This is a genomic window from Mesorhizobium sp. M1334 (assembly GCF_040317995.1).
Lineage (GTDB): Bacteria > Pseudomonadota > Alphaproteobacteria > Rhizobiales > Rhizobiaceae > Mesorhizobium.
The window spans coordinates 176,135-195,199 of the sequence record NZ_JAMYLM010000005.1 but is presented as its reverse complement, the minus strand read 5'-3'; the positions used below and the strand labels follow the sequence as shown (position 1 = coordinate 195,199).

The following is a 19,065-nucleotide window of genomic DNA, read 5'->3' as shown; positions in this document are numbered from 1 at the left end:
CGACATGGCCGGAACAGCAGCAAGCTACAAAGACGCCTTGGCGGCAACGCGAAACCGCTCCGTCACGACTGCCGGCGGTCTCGATATCGCGCGTCAGATCCTGGTCGATGAGACCGACACGCCGTCGCTGGGCGCCGCGGCGGATGCGGCGGCTTCGTCGGACACCGGCACGTTCTCGCTGATCTCGCTGTTCAAGCGGCTGCTCGGCAAATTCCCGACCCTTGGCCCAAAGGCCGCTTCCGGAAGCGTCAGCGTCACGCTATCGACTGATGACGATCTGCTGATCGGCTCGCTGACCGAGACGGCGCCTGCCACCGATACGGCGTCGTCAGGCCTCAATGGCAGGCTGCAGCGCATCGCGCAGCGCCTCACAACCTTAATGGCATCGACACTGAGGGTGCTCTCGCCCGCAAGCGCGACATCCACTCCCACTAATGTCGCCGGCGCGACAAGCACGACGACCTTGCTGGCCGCCAATGCCAATCGGCTCGGCGGCTCGATCGTCAACGACTCGACGGCCATCCTCTACATCCTGCTCGGATCAGGAACGGCGTCGGCGACCAACTACAGTTACGTGCTCGACGGCAAGACCACGGTCGGCGGAACCTTCGAAATACCGGAAGGCTGGACAGGCGCCATCCAAGGCATATGGGCCTCTGCGACCGGTTCGGCCCGTGTCACCGAAAGGACCGCTTGATCATGGGTCAGGTATCACAGCCGCCCCGTCCTCTCACAGATGTCCAGGTCTTCACCGCCTCCGGAACGTGGACAGTGCCCGCAGGCGCAAGGGCTGTTCGTGTCGTGGCCCAGGCATTTGGCGGATCGGGTGGCGGCGGCGCGCGCGTCGCATCCGGCATTACCGCCAGCGGCGGCGGCAGCGGTGCGGGTGGCGCTCGGTTTGACATGCTCCTCGACCCATCCGTCTTGGGGTCCTCCGTCACTGTTACATTTGGGGCGGCGGCAACCGGCGGTGCGGGCGCAACAGTCGATGGAAACCCCGGATCGAACGGCGCCCAAGGTGGCAATGTCACGTTCGGCTCGTGGACAGCTTACGGCGGCGGCGGCGGGGCAGGCGGACAGGTCGCAGGCAACTCCGGCGGCGGTGGCGGCCCTGGTGTGATCGGTGGCGGCGGGACTGCGACGAGTGGCGCGGGCGGCGTGGCGTCAACCGGCGGTGCGACAGGTGGTGCGGGCGCGGCTGGAGCAACATCCGCCTCCCCATTGTCAGGTGCTCCAGGAAGCGGCTGTGCCGTCGCAGCAGCTGGCGCTGCCGGCGCCGCCTCGATGGTGACTGCGGCCAGCGGTGGAGCCGGCGGCGGAATCTCCGCGACGCCAGCGGCGTTTAACGGCGGCGGTGGCGGCCGCTGTCTAGGCACATCGGCATCTGCCGCTGGCGGTGCAAACACGGGTGTCAATGGTGGCGATGCAGTCTCGCTGCATGCCTGGCTGCCCGGCGGCGGTGGCGGCGGCGGCGGTGGAAACCCTGCCGGCAATGGCGGCAATGGCGGCGCCGGTATCAACGGTGGCGGCGGCGCTGGCGGTGGTTCGGCAGTTGGCGGCAATGGCGGCGCCGGCGGCAACGGAGGTACCGGGTATCTCGTCGTGACCACCTACTTCTAGCCGATCCCCGGACACTTACCCAACAAACCTCTCTCATCATCGTTAGGACACCAACGACATGGCGAACGAAATTCGCGACGCCTTCAATGAGGTTTACGCCGATGGCCCGGTAGGCTCGCCGTCGGAGCCGCCGAAGAGTGCTATCAGGTCGCAGGTCGGTGGCGCGATCCAAACGGCAGTCGACGGTCTTGATACTCGTGTTTCTGCCGTAGAAGGGGCGGTCGGCGGGCTGCCTGGGCAGGTCACGGCTCTCGGTGTTCGGGTCGATGCCGTCGAGGCTATCGCTACCGCGGGTGTCCTTTGGACCACTCAGATCATCAAGGTACGCTCGACGGCCAACGTCGTTCTTGCAAGCGGGCTGGTCAACGCGGCTGTAATCAATGGCGTGACTCTGGCGACCGGCGACAACGTCTTCCTTGGCTCGCAGACGTTGCCGGCCGAGAACGGCCTCTACACCGTCGTGCCGTCAGGAGCGGCGTCGCGTGCGACGTTCGCCGATAGTGCAGCAGAGCTGGCGCATATCGGCTTTGTTGTACAGAGCGGCACGGTCGGCACCGGCGAGCGCTGGACGCTGGCGCTGGCTGCGGCTGCCATCACGCTTGGCACGACGGCGCTCAACTTCTCTCCGGAGGGCATCGAGCCGGGCTATGCGGCCGAGGTGCAGACTGCACGCGGTCCGTACACGGTTCTGAACGATCGTCTCGACGCTCTGCAGCTCGCGACCCTGAACGACCTCTCGCAAACACTGCAGTATGACGACAGCGGCGTCGCCATTGCCTTCGATACCCCGATCCCAAGCATCCTGATCAAGGACGCCGCCGCTCCAGACAAGCGGTTCTTCGGCAGTTTGACGTCGAAACTCACCACGACGCGTACGACCGCTGGCTGGTACTTCGACAAGCTGGGGCTGCTCAAGCAGGCTGGCGTCAACGTTCCCCGCTTCACCTACGACTATAAGTCGCTTGCGGCCAGAGGCCTGCTTTGCGAGCCGGCGCGCGTTAATCGCGTTCTTTGGAACCGCGACCTCACCAACGCAGCCTGGGTCAAATCAAATATCACTGCGGCGCTAGACCAGATTGGGCTCGATGGCAACGCCGCTTCGGCATCATCCATCACTGCCACAGCGGCCAATGGGACGGCTCTGCAGACAATTACAATAGCCTCTGCAGCCTATTTCCAGACCGCCTACATCAAGCGCCTGGTCGGCACCGGGCCGATCTCCATGACCATGGACGGCGGCACGACGTGGACCGATGTCACGCCCACCGACGGCTACTGGAATCGGATGAGCATCCCGTCGCAGACGCTCCCCAATCCGAATGTCGGGTTCAAGATCGGCACCAGCGGCGACAGTTTCGCCATCGATCTCGTCCAGAACGAGAACGGCAACTACAGAACTAGCCCGATGGTGACGACGACTGCGGTCTTCTCGCGCGGCGTCGACACCAACAGCATTGCGCTTTCGGCCCTTCCCTTCAACACGGCTTTGGGATCGATCTACATTGAGGGCCGCACACAGGCACCCGACAACGTTCAGCGCACGATGGCCCGGATCGACGACGGTGGTGCCACCAACCTTATGATATGCAACATGTCGTCGCTAGGCGGCGGACAATTCTCCATCACAACGGCCAGTGCTGTCGTGGCCAACGTCCTCGCTGGTCTCACGACTGTGGACAAGACGTCGCGATTGGCCGCCTCGTGGGGTCCAAACTACGCGCAGGCGGCGTTCGACGGGACGATCGGAGCGCAGGACAGTTCGTTGACCGTTCCGTCTGGGCTCACCCAGCTGCGCATCGGAGTAAGTCTCTCTGGTAGCTTCCCGTTCGGGGGCACCATCGCAAGGCTCAACCTTCGGCTCAGAACGCAGGACGCATCGGAACTCACCGCGTTGTCGAACTTCGGTTTAGCTGGAGCGGAACCGGTTGTTGACGTTGTCCCGAATAACTCCAACATCGAGGACAGCGATTACGCCGCAACGCTTACGGCGACTTCGTCTCAGGTCAGCGGCGTCAGGCCCATCGTCTTCAGCGGCTACGAATATGCAAACCCGGGCTGGCGCCGTCGCTTCAAGACACGCGCCACCTCTGTCGTGTTGCACTTCCAGAACCTTAACCTTGTCGGCGGTTCCTACAATGGCAAGGGCCAAATCCTCGTCGACGGGGTGCACAACACCTACTTCACCTCGGCGCAGGCGCTCGGCAAGTTCTTCGTACGACTGGATTTTGCCTCCAATGCGGATCGCCTGATCGAGATCGTCATGCCCTATTCGTCGTCGGTCGCGCATCTTGGCGTCACGACTTACGGTGCGCCGATCACCTTGCCGACGCCGCGATCGACGCTGCCACGTGCTGTGTTCCTTGGAGACAGCCGCGACCAGGGCTTCAACGCCACAGGCATAGACAAGACCTGGATGGAGATACTCTGCCGCGCCAAGAGCTGGCAGCACATCAATCTCGGCTATGGTTCTTCCCTGGTGAATCCGGCTTGGGGAACCGATCTCGGCAATGCCAATCCTGGCGTCGCCTTTGTCACGTTCGACTTCAACAATCGCACCGCGCAGACTGCACTCGCCACCTTCAAAGCTTCGCTGAAGGCACTTATAGCCAACGTCCGGGCGATCAAGCCGACGGTAAAAATCTATGTTGTGTCGTCGAACTGGATTTCGGCAGCTAACGACGCGCTTACCCTCAAGATCGCCGATTACCGGCAGCAGGAGCTCGATGCAGTGAATGAGCTGACGGCTACCGGCGATGCCAACATCTTCTATATCGATGGCCTGACGCTGACCACCAACGGCACGGGCTCGATCGGCGACGGCATCCATCCGAACGACACCGGCTCTGCGGAGTTGGCTGCTGCTATCGGGCCGCTGGTGAGCGTCTAGGGATGAGCCGGATTGGGCTGGAGCTTCGGTTGCGTTTTGATCGGCTCAAAGTAGCGCTGAATTCTCTTTTCAATGAGAATGTGCACGACGTAACCGACTGCGATCCCGACCAGTGAACTGATTAGCGCCGCCACAGTGGATGGCAGCCACGGCATTGTCTTGGCCAGGATCAAAAGTGTGACGGGCATGCATGGTTGATGGAAGAGAAAGATGGAATAGGATGCGTCGCCGAGGGCCAGGCCCACGCGACTCTCGCTCGTCGTCTTGGTGCCAACCGCAACCAACATGGTAACCAGTAGCAACGGTGATATTGAAAGCACCATCGTCAAGGTCCTGATCTCCAGGCCGAAATGCACAACAAACGCGCGTATCGCCAAAGACAAAACGATCAGACTGAGTATCTGGCCGGAGAAGGTGAAGTGTGGCTTCCATTTGCGAATTGACAACGCGAGCAGAACACCAATGCCGAACTCGATGTTGAACGGGCTCATAATGAAGGACGCCAAGCTATCTGTCTCTGCCGATGGCCCGGTCAGGACGTATCGCGCCAACGGCAATGCCGCCCAAAGCAGAAGAAACCACCAGAACTGCGGGCGGACTAGAAAGCACAGGGCAAAAACAGCGTAGAAAACGACCTCATACCGGATCGTCCAAGCTACTGATGGGGTTACCTCTCCAACGGGCCATATTATGAGCGTACGAAGCGATCCCCAATGATCGGGCTGGGCGCCGGAAATTATGAGCGCGACATTGAAAAACGCCACGGCAAGATAGAGCATTGGCAGCAAGCGAACCGCTCGCCTGAACAGAAATTCCAGCGGTGTATATCTCGGGGCACCAGTCGCGGAATTCGTAGCCGTCACGACCATGATGAAGCCGCTCATCATGAAGAAGAAATCGACTTCTCCGCCGCCACTCGTGAAAAACTTTGTGAGCATTCCTGGCCCGAAATACTTGTCCAGAGATGCGGCGGTCACGTTGTGAGTCACAACCACCAGCACGGTGGCTATCGCCCGAAGATAGTGCAATCCAGAGATTGTCGGGACTTTTTTGATCATAAGAAATCCTAAGCCGCTCGAATGGCGTCGACGAGCGCGAGGGTCGCGCCACGGGCCAAGTGGATGCCATCCTCGGTCACGTCGTTCGAGCCGCGAACTGCGATGTACGGGTCTACAAAAGGAACGCCGCTTCCGAGACACGCCAAGCGTGTCGCATCATTGATCGCGGCGGCCACGGAAGCTGATCTGAAGGCGGTTTTCTTCTCTTCGATTGGCGGGATCGCGAACACGATAGCCTCGGTGCCGATGCTCCGAAGCAGAGAACAAATCGCCATGGTCTTTTCAGCGACCGCGACCGGGTTGGCGCCTGTCTTGCTGTCGTTCGTTCCGACCTGGATCACAGCCTTTGCCGGCGGGTTTGCTTTCAGAGCCAACAACACGACAGAAGATGCAATGGAAGCATAGACGTTGGCCGCTGTCGCACCCCCAAAGCCAGCGTTTACTACTTTGAGACCTTCAAGCGGGTGCGGCGGAACAAGTTCCAAGAGCGAGTCCCCGACAAGCATAAGGCTATTTGGACCTATCCATTGCAGGTGCGCCGCGATCGCAGCCGTCCGAACGGTCCAGTGATCTGACCACGGAACAATATTCCTCGGGATAACGCGCCCCTTCCATATGGAAAGGATGCCCTTGATTTTGATGAGTCCCATGTGCCTTAAATCCCCTAACCCGCTGCGGTTGTAGACGACTTCTTCGGGCTCGGCTAGATCACGCCGAGTTGAAGGGCTAGTTTGTAGATTGTGCCAAAAAGGTGCCTGTTAAATGCCGCCGATCTACCACATTCACATCAGGAAGACTGGTGGAACGACCATCAATCATTGCTTCATCGCGGCGATGACCGGCGTTCCTTCGGAGCCTATCTATGACGGCCTCGCCAAGGATGAGCACAACCGGCTCTCGATCGGCGGCATCGGCTTTGCCGGCTGGAACAAGGACACGATCTCTGCTGGCGGCTGGGATTACGCCTTCGGCCATAAACCATTGGAAATGCTGTCGCTGCCCGCCGACGCAGTGCTGATCACCTGCTTTCGCGACCCTGTGGCTCGTTTGGCTTCGCACTATCGCATGCTGCGCGAGATGATCGATGATGGCAGCGACCACGTGATCATGGAGAAAGAGGCGCCTTGGGCGAGCGGATCGTTCCGGACATTCGTCGATGCGGTGCCGGATCGGCACAGGCTCACCCAACTCTATATGTTCTCGACGGTTCTCGATCTTGACGAAGCAGGCGCTCGGCTCGCCCGCGTCGACTACGTGTTGTGGACGGAGCAATTGGCAGACGGGCTGTCCAGCCTTGCTGCCGCGACGGGGCTGCCGCTCGCGGCCGGCGCGCATCTGAGGGCATCAACGCAGTTCACGATCGACGCGGCCGAACTGGATTACGCGCGGGAAGCCCTGGCTCTTGAATATGCCTGGCTGGAAAGGGTGCGGGTCACGCTCTCGTCTGGTCACTGTCCGGCTTCTGTTTAGCCGACCACCAGATGAAATACATTGATCCCATCCTCCACACCGGCACCCTCCGGTCGCGCTCCCGGGTCCGCAGTTCACGATAGGTTTTGATCTTCAGCGTGCCGCCAGGCAGCCTGATCCGCAACGTCATTTGATTACCCGCCATATTGTGCAGCGCAACACAGGCGCCGGTCTGGCCGTCGAGTCAATTCACTTAACTGCGAAAATTATTCAGCCTTAGGGCGGAAAGGAACTGCAATGGACCGTAACGTTCCGAAGGGAGCGGCGATGCTGCTCGACTTCATCGGAAGCATCGAGGCGCCGCACGGCTATGACACCGTGTACGGTAACAACCAGGCAAAGCTGTCGAAGGCGGTCACCAGTATGACGATCGATCAGGTGATCGCGGCCGGGCCGGGTTGGACCAAGCGCTTCGGCAGCTCGGCCTGCGGCAAGCTGCAGTTCATGAAAGCGACGCTTCAGCGTCTCAAGAAAGTTCTGGGCTTGACCGGCAGGGAATTGCTCGACGGCCCGATGCAGGAGGCGCTCGGCTATCAGCTGCTCAAGGAGCGCGGCTTTTCCGAGTTCATCGCCGGCCGGCGCTCTCGAACCGCTTTCGGCTTGGCCCTGGCGCAGGAATGGGCGTCATTCCCGGTGCTGCAGGCGACCAAGGGTGCGCATCGCAAGGTGGCCCGTGGCGAGACCTATTATGCCGGCGACAGGCTGAACAAGGCCCTGCTGGCGCCGGAACGGGTCGAGGCGATGCTGGACAAGGTCAAGGCCGCCGGCCAGTCGTCCGCCGCTGTTCCAAAGCCGCCGGTCGCCGCAACGCCTCCCGCGGACCCGTCCGTGGCCGCAGATCCGGCCGTGACGGACACTCCCACTAAGGAAACGATCTTGCGCGTGCAGCAGCAGCTCAAGGATCTCGGCTACACCGAGGTCGGCGGCGTCGACGGCAAGGGCGGCACGATGACGTCGACCGCGATCCGCGCCTTCCGCGCCGAAAACGGTCTGCCCGAAGGCGACGGTATCGACGATGCGCTGCTGCTGGCGCTGCAGAAGGCCAAGCCCCGGGTGCTGGCGCCGGCGCGCACCGATGCCACGCCAGACGTCGTGCGCGAAAAGGTGCCGGAGGTGCGCACCAACTGGCTGACCAAGGTGGGCGCGTTCTTCGCCAGCATTTTTGCGCTGATCGGCAGCTTCTTTGACGGCATTCTCGGCAATCTCGACCAGGCTTCCGGCGTCATGCAGCCGGTGAAGGATGCCGCCGGCGACGTGCCCGGCTGGGTGTGGATGCTGGGGATCGCCGTGGTTGCCGGCGGGCTATATCTCATTGCCCGCCACGGCGAGGCCAAGGGTGTCGAAGCGTTCCAGAGCGGAGCGCGGCGATGAGCGAGTATCGCTGCACCTGGTGGGAATACACCGGACGTCATTCCCAGTTCAAGGAAGGCGTTGCCTCACCAATCATGCGCAACTTGGAAACCGGGGATGAGATCATCAGCCGCGATCTGCCAATTGGCGCACTGTGGGTTGCGGAAGGCGATGGGTATCCGAAAGGTCCAGATGGGCTTGCGATCTGCTGCCGCCTGCATGGCCATCATACGTGGTTCATCGACGGCCGGGCCTCCAACTGCACGATGAAGGATGATGCCACTCATCGTTGCTGGGTTCGGCACGGTACCGTTGGTGAGGCACTCCACGTCGACAAGGCGGGGAATACCTGTGCCGCCGGCGCCGGCTCGATCGCCATAACTGGCTTTCACGGCTTCCTACATCACGGCGTCCTGAGGGATTGCTGATGTCCGCGCTCATCGGAATCGTCGCCGGGTTTGTGGGCGTTCCACGCCCGATCGCCGGCATCCTGGCATGGGCCGTCATGCTGGTCGCGATCTCTGGCGCCGCCTTTGGCGGCTACGAACTCATCAAGCATTGGGGTGCGCAGGAAGTGCGCGACCAGATCGAAAAGGACAACCAGGATGCGATTCGCAAAGGCATTGAAGCCAGCCGGTCTCTTGACGACTGCGTTGCTGCTGGCGGGGTGTGGGACTTCCGGCGTCAACGGTGTTCCGGCGCTGCGCTTGGCCCTCGGTAACAGCCTGGCCGGCGCGCAGGGCAAGACCGTCGAGGATCAGAACCGGATCGACCACACGGTGGCGCCCGGCTGCGCCATCGCCCTCTACAGGCCCGCCGAATGCGACCGCCACACCAAGGCGAGCGCCGCGCGGCGCGCCGAACTGAAAAACTGAGCAGTGCAGAGCAGGGGCATGAACCGATGGCGGAAAGAGCTCACAGCGAACTGCCGGATCGATGGCGCGACCTCGACAAGCGCACGATCGAGATGGTCTACCGCTGGAACGAGGATGAGCGCGAGCGCATGATCCAGGTCAGCCATCTGACCAAGAAGCAGATGGATCGCCTCGATCAATTCCTGAAGCTGCCAGACGACAAATGGGAGGCGGGCTTCAGGATCGTGACGCGATCGGTGCTCTTCACCAGGACGCTGCGCTCCGCCCCGAAAATCGTGCTTGGGCTTGCCGCCGTGCTGGTGGCGCTGAACCAGCTCTGGACCATGCTGGCACCCTATCTGAGATCGGTCAAATGACGGTTCTGGAAAGAACACGCGCCTTCGACTGGCTGTCGTCGGCGATCGCTTCGCCCTTCGCCGTGCTGCTGGCCTGGCTGGTGATCGCCATCATCGATCGAGAACCGCCGACGGTCTTCGAAGCGGCGGCAGTGCTGACACAGGAAGTTCCGCAGGGCGGGGTGCTGGATATCCAGTACACGGTTATCCAGAACCGCATTTGCGCGGCGACCGTCGAGCGCTACGTCACCGATTCCGATGGCATCGTGCATGTGCCGTCGACCTACACGGTCGGCCGCCGGCCGCTGATCGACGGCTACCCGCCGGAGGGCCGCGAGACCTATCAGCGCTCCATCACTATCCCGCTGGCGACGGCGCTCGGCCGGGCGCATTACGAAGCGCGCTTCACCTACGCCTGCAACATCCTGCAGAAGCTGGCCTTCCCGATCGTCGTGACGGCGCCGACCGTCTATTTCGACATCGTGCCGGCGCCGGCGCCATTGATGCCGCTCACGCCAGAGCTGAAGCCTTAAAAGGCCGCCGAGCAGCGCTGATCATTCTCCTGACGTTAGCAGCATGATCGCCCGCCGTGCCGAAAGGTGCGGCGGGCTTTTTGCGTTCATGGAACCGAAACGTTCAAAGTTTATTGAATCGGGTTGGTGTGGCGTGGAGTTTGTATGCCCGGGGCGAGGCTGGCGTTCATCCCTCCGATGATCCCGAGGCTGGTCGCCAAGCCGCCCGAGGGTGAAAACTGGATTCACGAGATCAAGCTCGACGGCTATCGAACCCAGATCGTCATCAACAGCCCCGATGACATCCGCGTCTTCACCAGAAGCGGGGCGGACTGGACGAGCAAATACACAGGTCTTGTCGAAGCGGCACGCGAGCTCGAGGTCAAGAACGCGATCTTTGAGGGCGAGGCGGTTGTCACCGGCGCGAATGGCCTGCCCGATTTTGCCGCACTTCAGAAAGCCGTCCACAGCGATCCCTACGCGACCATTCTGGGCGCCTTCGACATCATGCATCTAGACGGCCACGATTTGCGTGACATCGGCTGCAAGGCACGCAGGGAGCTTCTGTTCGGTATCATCAAGCCGAACAGCAGGATCCAGTTCAGCGAGGCTCTACCAGGCGACCCTAAGGCGATCTTCTACCTCGCCGACCAGGCTGGTCTCGAAGGCGTCGTCTCGAAGCGCGCCGACAGCCCATACCGTAGTGGCCCGACATCGAACTGGCTGAAGACGAAGAGCTTCACGGTCCAGGAATACGAGCTGATGGGCGTCGAGCGGGAGCCGGGCAACGCGGCTATGGCCTTGCTGGCGCAGCCTGGCACCGGGAAGTATATCGGCACCGCCTTCATCACCTTGGGCCGCGACATGAAAGAGCGCCTCTGAAGGCGCGTCCAGGGCCATGCTGCCCGGCCGCCCGAGGGCATGAAGAAACGGCCGGCGACACAATGGGTCCAGCCAGGGGTGAAGCTGCGCGTCAAGCATCTCCGCGGCGAGCATCGATATATCCGTCACGCCTCATTGGTAGGTTTCGGCGACGACGAGTGACCTTAGTCGCTGGCGTGACGCGTCAGCCGTTCGACCGTCTCGATGATCGCCTTGGCCAGTGCTTCGCCCTCATGCACTGGCAGCGGGCCGTAGAGGCTATTCACGGCTTCCTCGCTCGGCAGCACGCCGGCCGGGCAGGTCATCTCAATCGCCATGCGGACCAGCTGCAGGCCAGTGCGCTCACCGTAGATGTAGTTCTTATCCATCGAAGGGACTCTGGCGCTGATCTGGCGATCGTCAAGGTCTGGCGTTATCATCCGCGCGATGGCAAAATGGACAGTTCAAGGTCTAATCGAAGCGCGCATGAGGCTCCAGGCGTTCTGCCACAATTCGAGATGCCATCATAATCAGCCGCTCAATCTAGAGAAGCTGAAGGCGAAGCTCGGTCCTGATGCGCCGGCCATGGCTGATGATCTCATTCCGAAACTGAGGTGTGCGAAGTGCGGCGGCAAAGCCGTCGGCCTGACCTATGCACCGGACAATACCAAAGTCTCGGGAATGGGCCATCGCATCGACTAGACCGCGCGCCCGGGGGCATGCGTTTATGGCCACGACCTCTTGCCGGCAATCACGGATGCAATCAAATCCGAGACGTCATAGTACCCGTCATTGTGAACCTTGCCGATCGCGCGGCAGATTGAGAGACAGCGCTCCCGCTCGGCGAGGATGGCGCGGGCGATAACCTCGACTGCATTCTGCTCCCAATCGGCAGTCGGCACGCTCAACCATGCGTCCAATGCTGCCTTCTCTACTTCTTCGGTATCTCACTCATGCCGGCTCCTATCGTCCTGAACTATACCATCGGTCTGCCTCATCGCCAGCCCTTCTAAGCGAGTGCCCTTGCGCCCAGAAACCGCCCAGATACGGGGCCTAAGCGCCCAGTTTCAGGGGAAATAGCTGGGCACAAACGGCACAAAAAAGCCCGGAAAGCCGCCATTTCTGCGGTTTGAACGCTCGTTTACACCGAAGATGTCGGCGGTTCGAGCCCGTCATCGCCCACCACTTTCCATCGACGTGTTCATTCAGGCATTGTCTTTTTGCAATGTCCGGTTCACACGCCTGCACTGTCAGAAATCGTCCAACTGGCGGTTGGTAGACGCAACTATCTGGCATCCCTTATCATTTCTGCTTGATCGCCCCGCCGCATCGGAAAGACGCGGCGGGCTTCTTCGTTGCCAGGCACTGGTCTTCGCGATAATGTCGGCGTGGTTTGGAGGTCGGAGCGTGAAAGAATTCCCTCGGAAGCCCGACAATAACCAAGTAGCACGTGCTCGTCAGGCCACTGAACACGGAACCGCGCTGATTGAAGAGCTTCGCTACACGATCGCCCTATCGCGTCGGCTGATCGAGGCGTCACATTCGCTGGTGAAGAGGTCGCAGAGCCAGGGCAGGCCTCTCGAGAGTGATGGTATCGAGATTGGCTAACAGGCACGTGGTCTGTCGACGCTAAGGTCCCCCCGTAGTGCAGATGGACCCTTCGATACTGAGTTGTCCCGGCAAACAAACCAGCGATCGACGCAACTAGTGGTTTCGTGGTTGTTGCGGTATCTCCGCTGCCAAACGCTTCACAGTGCGGGGTGGGCGCATAAACAGTAGGACTTTGGTCTGATCGGACTTGTCTTTCCCATGGGACCTAAGTCTGATCTGCTGGCTCCTTGGGTGGCAAACGATTGCCGAAAGTTAAAGCTTACAGTAATTTAAGGGAGCACAAAAGAAAGCTAAAATCTTACTGCACATGGGCATGGGTGGGCGCGAAAATATTCCTGGATGGCTTGCGAGTCATCTTCCGGATGATGCGGTGATCGCAGGAGATCTCGCCGATAAGATATCTAAGGAGGCTGAAGGAAACCGGCTTCCGGGCGAACGGGTTGTGGAGACAACCCGTAGCGCAGAAGACACCTTCAAGAAGGAAAAAGGCGAACCGTATCGCCGCGCCACGATTGCGGGAATCTTGGCCAGCGGCTCATTCCTCGCGCTGTTGGTGTTAGCGATCTATCTGCTTTATGTGTTCTCGATCGTGGCCGGGGAAACGGTTGCGAATGTTCCCCTGCCGCCCACAGTGAACTAGTAGCCGCTCCGCCAACACTCGAATTAGCCCCGCACTGTGTTGATGCTGGTGACTTTCGTGTCTGCGGTGGAGCACGCGAGGAAGGTTTCGTTCCCGCGGCAAAGGTGTTCACACGGGGCAACTGGCTGCTGCAGAACGGCAGCATTGTACTTCCATCGGCCTCCCGGTTCTTTGCAACTTGGGCGATTGGCTTGTCGCAGATCAGCCTGCAATCGCCGGAGCGTGAGCAATCAGTTTCGCCACATAAACACAACGCTTCGATGAATCAGCGTCCTGCACCACCTCAAATCCAATCGCCTTATAGAACTTCAGCGCAGCATCGTTCTCCGGCATGACTTCGAGGTGAATGCCGGTCGAGCCGCTCGCGGCAAGGCGCTGCTCGAGGAACGCCATCGCGCGCCTGCCGATGCCTTTCCCGCGCGCTTGCGGCAACAGGTCGATATGGCCGTGCGACGGATAGGCGGTCAGCGCAGGCGGGACAGCGAAATCGGGATGATGGACCCGGTGCCGCGCCCAGTCGCTGCCACGCCAGCGCGAGCTGTCGGGTCCCGGGTCTGCCACGCGCCGCTGTAGGTCCGGGTACCAGTCTGATGCCAGGCTGGCATTGAAAGCGGCTGTTTCGGCTGCGCCAAGCAGATAGCCGGCCGCACCTGTCGGGCTATCGATAATAAAGGCCAGATCGGGTTCGAGGGCCTGGTAGGGAATGGTGTAGAGCAGGCCGAGCAGGTCCGGGTCGTCCTGTCGGCCGCTGGCGTCCTTGCCAGCATCGCCGGTCTTGAGACAGATCATCGCAAGTGCCGGATGATCGGCGGCGGTCGCCCGGCGCAGGAAGAAACCGCCGCCGAAATCGAGGATCATGGCGGTAGCAGCCGGAAATCCTTGCCCTCGGGCAAAAGCTGCCCGCCGTCGACGATGATGGTCGTGCCGGTGATGTAGCCGGCGTCATCCGAGGCCAGGAACAGGAAGGCATTGGCCACATCGCGTGGGCTGCCGAGACGGCCGAGCGGGATGGCGTCTTCCATGTTCTTGATGAAGGCCGCACCGCGATGCTGCTCTATGCCTTCGGTGAGGATGTTGCCGGGCTCGACGCCGTTCACGGTGATGCCGTACCCCGAGAATTCGAGAGCCGCCGAACGGATGAGGCCGTTGATACCGGCCTTGGTCGCCGAATAGTGGCCATGACCGGGGCTGGTGACGTGCGGGCCGGTGATGGAGGAGGTGAACAGCATGCGGCCAAAATGCTGTGCCTTCATCGGCACCAGCACCGCGCGTGCGGCGATGAAGCTGCCACGCAAGTTCACCGCCATGACCCGGTCCCAATCGTCGGGACTCGTGTTTTCCAGCAATTGCCAAGGATAGATTCCGGCATTCTGCACCATGATGTCGAGGCGGCCGTGACGGTCGAGCGCCAGTGCAACAGCAGCCTCGGCATCGGCCATCTGCGAGATGTCGGTGCGAATGAAGGCGGCGCCAAGCTCGTCCGCAGTCGCTTGCCCGGCCTCAACCTCGGTATCGGCCAGGACCAGCTTCGCGCCCTCCTCGGCAAAGCGCTGTGCGATCGCCTTGCCGATCCCGCGTGCGCTTCCGACGATCAGCGCGACCTTATCTTCCAGACGGCCGGTCATGCCAGCCTCTGGCGAATGGTCTGCTTGAATGCGTCGAGCAGCACGGCGGCGAGCACCAGCAGGCCGTGGATCACCTGGGTGAAGTTGGCCGGCAGGCCCATCAAATTGATCGCCGTGTTGATGGCCGAGAGCAGCAGCACGCCGGCATAGACGCCGGGCAAGGTGCCGACGCCGCCCTTCAGGCTGACGCCGCCGATGACGACCGCGGCGAAGGCATTGAACAACAGGCCGACGCCGAGATTGGCGGTTGCGCCGGAGGTGCGGATTACCAGCAGCCAGCCAGCAAGACCGGCAATGGCGCCGGCGAGAACGAAGGCTATGACCAGGTTGCGGTTGACGCGGATGCCGGCGCGAAAGGTCGCAGTCTCGTTGCCGCCGATCATGACCAGGTGCCGGCCGAAGGGCGTCTTGGCCATGATCAGCGAGAAGACGATGAAACAGGCGATGGCGATCCAGGCGGTCAGCGGCAGGCCGCCCAGGCGCTGGATGGCGAACCAGCGGATTGCCGGCGCAAGGTCCTGTGCCGACCGGCCGCCGGAAATGACCAGCACCAGGCCGCGCACCCAGATGTAGGAGGCCAGCGTGATGATGAAGGCACTCATCTTCACCTTGACCACCAGGTAGCCGTTGATGACGCCGATGAGGCCGCCGACGGCAAGGGCGATGAGCAGCGAAACCGGAACCATCAGCCATTGCGGCTGCAACTGGATGCCAAGGCCGATGCCCGACGAGCAGAACAGAATGCCGACCGCCATGGCGCTGAGCGCCGCCACCGATTCGACAGACAGGTCCATATGGCCGGCGATGATGACCAGCGCCAAGCCGATCGACATGACGCCGAGCACGCTCGACGCCTCGATGATGTTCGCGAAAATGCCGAGCTGAAAATAGTTCGGGATAAGGATGGAAAAGACCACCAGCACGAAGACCAGCATGAACCAGACGAGATTGTCGAGGATGAACTCGAGGGTTTGGCGCGTGCGGGGGTTCATCTCAGGATCCGGTTGGCGCCGACCCCGAAAAACCACCCGGTTTTCGGACTATCAGGCGCGGTTGAAAATTGCTGCAGCATTCCCGTGCGCGTCCATTCGAACGCACCGGAGCTGCAGGGCAGGGCTCCGGGCCGGCATGGCCCGGAGCTTCTGGTGAGTTCGCTATTCGACCGGCTTTATGGTTTCGGTCGGCGGCTTCATGTTGCCCCAGAAGGCCGGGTTATCGACGTTTTCCTTGGTGATCGCAGCGCCGGGGATCTTGATGTTCGGCCCCCACGCTTCCTTGGTCAGGGTCGATTTCAGGCCAAGCACATCATATTCGCCTGGCTTGATCTCCTGCTTGCTGACCACCTTGTCCATGAACATCGCGACCGCCGCAGCCTGAGCGTAGAGCGGCTGCTCGACTTCGACATTGAGCCAGCCCTTGCGGATCAGGTCGAGGCCGACCGGAGCGCCGTTCGAGCTCATCAGCATGACGTCGCCCGCTTTCTTGCCGGCGGCCTCGAGCGAGGCGACGGCGGCGACCGAAAGATGCGCGGCGTGGCTGAAGATCAGGTCGATGTCGGGGTTGGCGAGCATCTGGTCGGCAACGATGGTGCCGGCGTTACTGGCCTCCCATTGCATGGCCGGCAGCGAGATGATCTTGACGTCCGGGAACGCCTTCATCTTCTCCTCGAAACCCTTCTGGATGTCGAGCGTGTAGGGGTCGCCCGGATCGCCGAGCACCTGCAGGATCTTGCCCTTCACCGAGCCGTTCTTCGCGGTCAGGAGCTTTTGCGCCTGATCGGCGGCGACGTAGCCGATCTCGACGGTTCCGGCCACCGAGGTGAAGTCGGACGGGGTCGAGGTTATCTGGCGGTCGAACTCGACGACCGGGATGCCGGCGGCACGGGCCGCCTCGACCGACGGCTTCAGCGCATTGAAATCGACGGCGGCAAGGATGATCGCCGCCGGCTTCAGCGCGATGACGTCGTTCATCTGCGATTGCTGCGCGTCGGTCTTGTTGTCGGCGTTCAGCGTCTTCATCTCGTAACCGACCTGCTTCAGGAACAGTTCCAGCGCGCTCACCGAGCCGGTCTGGAACTCATCGAGCAATGTCGGCACCATGTAGTAGACGGTGCCCTTCGACTGAGCGAATGCCGGCGTGAGCGTGGCAAAGGCCAGTGCCAGGATACCGAAGACGGAAAGAAGTATTTTCTTCATGTCGTTCGCTCCTCTTGCGCCGGACCCCTCATTTGTCCCTCAGTTCGCCGGTCCGGCACCGGCGAGCGTCTCTCCGGTGATCATGTTGATCACCGCGTCGGGACTTGTTTTGTTGCGTGCGACATCGCCAGCCACGACACCTTGCCGGATCACCACGATCCGATCGGCGACCTGGAAGGCCTGTTGCATGATATGGGTGATGATGACGACGCCGATGCCCTGGCTCGCCACCTGGCGGATCATGTCAAGGCCGCGCCGCGTCTGCTCGACGCCGAGCGCCGCGAACGGCTCGTCGAGAAGCACCAGCTTGCCGCCAAAATGCACGAACCGATTGAGCTCGATGGCCTGCCGCTGGCCGCCGGAAAGATGCTCGACATTGGTGCGAAGCGAGGGAATGCGAGTGCCGGCGCTGGCCAGTGCCTTTTGTACCACCTGCTCCATCGCGCGCTCGTCGAGTACCGGAATGCCGAGAACCTTCCTGGTGATCTCGCGGCCCATGAAGAAATTGGCGACCACGTCGACGTTGGTGCAAAGCGACAGGTCCTGGTAGACCGTCTCGATCCCAGCGGCCTTGGCCTCGGCGGGAGATTTGGCCAGGAATTCCTTGCCTTCGAACAGCATGCGGCCGGAGGTCGGCTCGAGGCCGCCGGCAATGATCTTGACCAGCGTCGATTTGCCGGCGCCGTTGTCGCCCAGAAGCGCCACCACTTCGCCCTTGCCGATCGAAAAGCTGATGCCTTTCAGCGCTTCGATGGCGCCGTAATTCTTGGCGACGTTGTCGAGCACCAGCAGCGGTTCACTCATGCCGCGATCCCCTTGTTATGCAAGAGATCCCGACCGCGTTCGCGTTCGGCGGTAAAGATCTGGCCGAAGCGCGGCGAAAGCACCCCCGAAACGGCAAGTGCGGCGGCGCCGCGCAACACCGCATGCTGGCCGCCGCGTGCGACGCTGACGCGGGGCGTCGTGCGATCGCTTCGCGCCGAGACCGAATTGGGCAGGTGCGCGGCCGCGCCGGCAAGCCTTTCGAGCAGGTCGGTGGACGCCAGCCCGCCGAGGATGATGGTTTCGGGGTCGAACAGGTTTTCGATGATGGTGACGGCGTTGCGGAAGATCGGCGCAATCTCGCTCACCCACGCGGCGTCGGCGATTTTGCGGCGCCGCAGCGCCTCGAGCGAGAGATACCGTTCGAGGCAGCCGCGATTGCCGCACGGGCACGGCTCGCCGCCCGGCACAGCGGGAATGTGGCCGATCTCGCCGGCATTTCCCCAGGCGCCGCGCAATGCGGCCCCATCATGCACCATGACGCCGCCGAGGCCGACACCGAAATAGAGATAGTAATATTCGGAATACGCCGTCCCGAGGCCGTAGAGGCGCTCGCCGATAGCCGCCGCCGCCATGTCGGTTTCGAAAAAGGCCGGCAGCCCGGTTGAGGCGGCCAGCCGCTCGCGCAGCGCCACATCCTTCCAGCCGGTCATGGTGGTCGGCCCCACAAAGCTCATGGACTCCACGCCGAACGGTCCGGGCAGCGCCATGCCGATGCCGAGAACGCGGCCACCGGGCCGCAATGCCGTCAATTCGAGCACCATGGCGCCGATCAGCTCGAAAGCGTGGTCGGGCGTTGCATTTGGGGCTTCGCGGTAGGTGCTCTCGATAACATCGCCGCTTAGGTTGATCAGGGCGGCATTGATGCCCAGCGGGGTGACGTGGATACCGACGGCATAGCCGCCTTCCGGATTGATGCGCAGCGTCGCCGGTGGCAGGCCGCGCCCCTTGGGCTCTTCGCGGAGCGACAACACGTAACCGTGCTCTTCCAGCTCGCGAACGATAGTCGACACCGTCTGCACGGTGAGCCCGACGCGTCTTGCAATGTCGCCGCGGGCAATCGGTCCGTGAAGGCGGATGGATTCGAGCACGATACGCCGATTATATGGCCGCCCGAACTCCTGATTGGTTCCCCGCAGTGCCATGCCTTGTGCCCCCGAGAGAGGCTAGACTGGCACCGAAGATTTATTCAGTCAAATGGAAT

At 61.7% G+C, this 19,065-nt stretch carries 23 protein-coding genes; 13 read left to right on the top strand and 10 right to left on the bottom strand.

Features of this window, described 5'->3' with window-relative positions:
* Positions 1 to 4 precede the first annotated feature (4 nt).
* From NKH17_RS12460 to NKH17_RS12450, 3 genes are all read left to right on the top strand, one after another.
* Positions 5 to 697 carry a hypothetical protein gene (locus NKH17_RS12460; protein WP_352970876.1) on the top strand — a complete coding sequence of 231 codons (693 nt, stop codon included), beginning with the start codon at positions 5 to 7 and terminating at the stop codon, positions 695 to 697.
* A 104-nt stretch (positions 698 to 801) separates the two neighbouring features.
* Positions 802 to 1,620 (top strand): hypothetical protein, encoded by an 819-nt coding sequence (locus tag NKH17_RS12455; RefSeq protein WP_352970874.1) that lies wholly within the window; start codon positions 802 to 804, stop codon positions 1,618 to 1,620.
* A gap of 58 nt (positions 1,621 to 1,678) precedes the next feature.
* On the top strand, positions 1,679 to 4,507 hold the full coding sequence (locus NKH17_RS12450; protein WP_352970872.1) for an SGNH/GDSL hydrolase family protein: 2,829 nt from the start codon (positions 1,679 to 1,681) through the stop codon (positions 4,505 to 4,507).
* Here the strand turns inward: NKH17_RS12450 and NKH17_RS12445 are convergent.
* Positions 4,504 to 5,565, bottom strand: coding sequence for an acyltransferase family protein (locus tag NKH17_RS12445; protein ID WP_352970870.1), 1,062 nt, complete (start codon positions 5,563 to 5,565; stop codon positions 4,504 to 4,506). The two genes, NKH17_RS12450 and NKH17_RS12445, sit on opposite strands and share 4 nt — an antisense overlap.
* A gap of 8 nt (positions 5,566 to 5,573) precedes the next feature.
* The gene (locus NKH17_RS12440; RefSeq protein WP_352970868.1) at positions 5,574 to 6,215 is read right to left on the bottom strand and encodes a GDSL-type esterase/lipase family protein; all 642 of its coding nucleotides are present in this window, start codon (positions 6,213 to 6,215) and stop codon (positions 5,574 to 5,576) included.
* Between the two features lie 112 nt (positions 6,216 to 6,327).
* Between NKH17_RS12440 and NKH17_RS12435 the strand changes: the two genes are divergently transcribed.
* The 8 genes from NKH17_RS12435 to NKH17_RS12400 all read left to right on the top strand — a co-directional run bounded on the left by NKH17_RS12435 (position 6,328) and on the right by NKH17_RS12400 (position 10,989).
* Positions 6,328 to 7,035, top strand: coding sequence for a hypothetical protein (locus tag NKH17_RS12435; RefSeq protein ID WP_352970866.1), 708 nt, complete (start codon positions 6,328 to 6,330; stop codon positions 7,033 to 7,035).
* 237 nt (positions 7,036 to 7,272) lie between these two features.
* A complete protein-coding gene (locus tag NKH17_RS12430) occupies positions 7,273 to 8,406 on the top strand; it encodes a peptidoglycan-binding protein (RefSeq protein ID WP_352970864.1) in 1,134 nt (377 codons plus the stop codon).
* A complete protein-coding gene (locus NKH17_RS12425; protein ID WP_352970862.1) occupies positions 8,403 to 8,813 on the top strand; it encodes a hypothetical protein in 411 nt (136 codons plus the stop codon). Before NKH17_RS12430 ends, NKH17_RS12425 begins: the two co-directional genes overlap by 4 nt.
* Positions 8,813 to 9,106 (top strand): hypothetical protein, encoded by a 294-nt coding sequence (locus NKH17_RS12420; protein ID WP_352970860.1) that lies wholly within the window; start codon positions 8,813 to 8,815, stop codon positions 9,104 to 9,106. Before NKH17_RS12425 ends, NKH17_RS12420 begins: the two co-directional genes overlap by 1 nt.
* On the top strand, positions 9,093 to 9,260 hold the full coding sequence (locus NKH17_RS12415; protein WP_352970858.1) for a hypothetical protein: 168 nt from the start codon (positions 9,093 to 9,095) through the stop codon (positions 9,258 to 9,260). The genes NKH17_RS12420 and NKH17_RS12415 overlap by 14 nt, the downstream gene beginning before the upstream one ends.
* Before the next feature lie 26 nt (positions 9,261 to 9,286).
* Positions 9,287 to 9,616, top strand: a complete 330-nt coding sequence (locus tag NKH17_RS12410; RefSeq protein ID WP_352970855.1) for a hypothetical protein — start codon at positions 9,287 to 9,289, stop codon at positions 9,614 to 9,616.
* Complete coding sequence (locus NKH17_RS12405) at positions 9,613 to 10,128, top strand: hypothetical protein (protein ID WP_352970853.1); 516 nt, start codon at positions 9,613 to 9,615, stop codon at positions 10,126 to 10,128. Before NKH17_RS12410 ends, NKH17_RS12405 begins: the two co-directional genes overlap by 4 nt.
* A 144-nt stretch (positions 10,129 to 10,272) precedes the next feature.
* On the top strand, positions 10,273 to 10,989 hold the full coding sequence (locus tag NKH17_RS12400) for an ATP-dependent DNA ligase (protein WP_352970850.1): 717 nt from the start codon (positions 10,273 to 10,275) through the stop codon (positions 10,987 to 10,989).
* Positions 10,990 to 11,153: 164 nt separating this feature from the next.
* On the opposite strand, the gene NKH17_RS12395 is transcribed toward NKH17_RS12400, so the two are convergent.
* Entirely contained in the window at positions 11,154 to 11,357 is a 204-nt protein-coding gene (locus NKH17_RS12395; RefSeq protein WP_352970848.1) for a hypothetical protein, read from the bottom strand.
* Positions 11,358 to 11,454: 97 nt separating this feature from the next.
* Between NKH17_RS12395 and NKH17_RS12390 the strand changes: the two genes are divergently transcribed.
* Positions 11,455 to 11,670: a hypothetical protein gene (locus NKH17_RS12390; RefSeq protein WP_352970846.1), complete on the top strand. Its 216-nt coding sequence runs from the start codon at positions 11,455 to 11,457 to the stop codon at positions 11,668 to 11,670.
* Between the two features lie 23 nt (positions 11,671 to 11,693).
* Here NKH17_RS12390 and NKH17_RS12385 read toward each other — a convergent pair whose 3' ends face one another.
* On the bottom strand, positions 11,694 to 11,876 hold the full coding sequence (locus tag NKH17_RS12385) for a hypothetical protein (RefSeq protein WP_352970844.1): 183 nt from the start codon (positions 11,874 to 11,876) through the stop codon (positions 11,694 to 11,696).
* Positions 11,877 to 12,892: 1,016 nt separating this feature from the next.
* Here NKH17_RS12385 and NKH17_RS12380 point away from each other — a divergent pair.
* Positions 12,893 to 13,219 (top strand): hypothetical protein, encoded by a 327-nt coding sequence (locus NKH17_RS12380; RefSeq protein ID WP_254817609.1) that lies wholly within the window; start codon positions 12,893 to 12,895, stop codon positions 13,217 to 13,219.
* Between the two features lie 201 nt (positions 13,220 to 13,420).
* On the opposite strand, the gene NKH17_RS12375 is transcribed toward NKH17_RS12380, so the two are convergent.
* The 6 genes from NKH17_RS12375 to NKH17_RS12350 form a co-directional block, all read right to left on the bottom strand.
* Entirely contained in the window at positions 13,421 to 14,077 is a 657-nt protein-coding gene (locus tag NKH17_RS12375; RefSeq protein ID WP_352477325.1) for a GNAT family N-acetyltransferase, read from the bottom strand.
* A complete protein-coding gene (locus tag NKH17_RS12370; protein ID WP_352477327.1) occupies positions 14,074 to 14,844 on the bottom strand; it encodes an SDR family oxidoreductase in 771 nt (256 codons plus the stop codon). Before NKH17_RS12370 ends, NKH17_RS12375 begins: the two co-directional genes overlap by 4 nt.
* Positions 14,841 to 15,836: an ABC transporter permease gene (locus tag NKH17_RS12365; RefSeq protein WP_352477328.1), complete on the bottom strand. Its 996-nt coding sequence runs from the start codon at positions 15,834 to 15,836 to the stop codon at positions 14,841 to 14,843. Before NKH17_RS12365 ends, NKH17_RS12370 begins: the two co-directional genes overlap by 4 nt.
* Before the next feature lie 162 nt (positions 15,837 to 15,998).
* Positions 15,999 to 17,039: a sugar ABC transporter substrate-binding protein gene (locus tag NKH17_RS12360; RefSeq protein WP_352477329.1), complete on the bottom strand. Its 1,041-nt coding sequence runs from the start codon at positions 17,037 to 17,039 to the stop codon at positions 15,999 to 16,001.
* A gap of 39 nt (positions 17,040 to 17,078) precedes the next feature.
* The gene (locus NKH17_RS12355; RefSeq protein WP_352477330.1) at positions 17,079 to 17,843 is read right to left on the bottom strand and encodes an ATP-binding cassette domain-containing protein; all 765 of its coding nucleotides are present in this window, start codon (positions 17,841 to 17,843) and stop codon (positions 17,079 to 17,081) included.
* A complete protein-coding gene (locus NKH17_RS12350) occupies positions 17,840 to 19,006 on the bottom strand; it encodes an ROK family transcriptional regulator (protein WP_352477331.1) in 1,167 nt (388 codons plus the stop codon). Before NKH17_RS12350 ends, NKH17_RS12355 begins: the two co-directional genes overlap by 4 nt.
* Between the last annotated feature and the right edge of the window lie 59 nt (positions 19,007 to 19,065).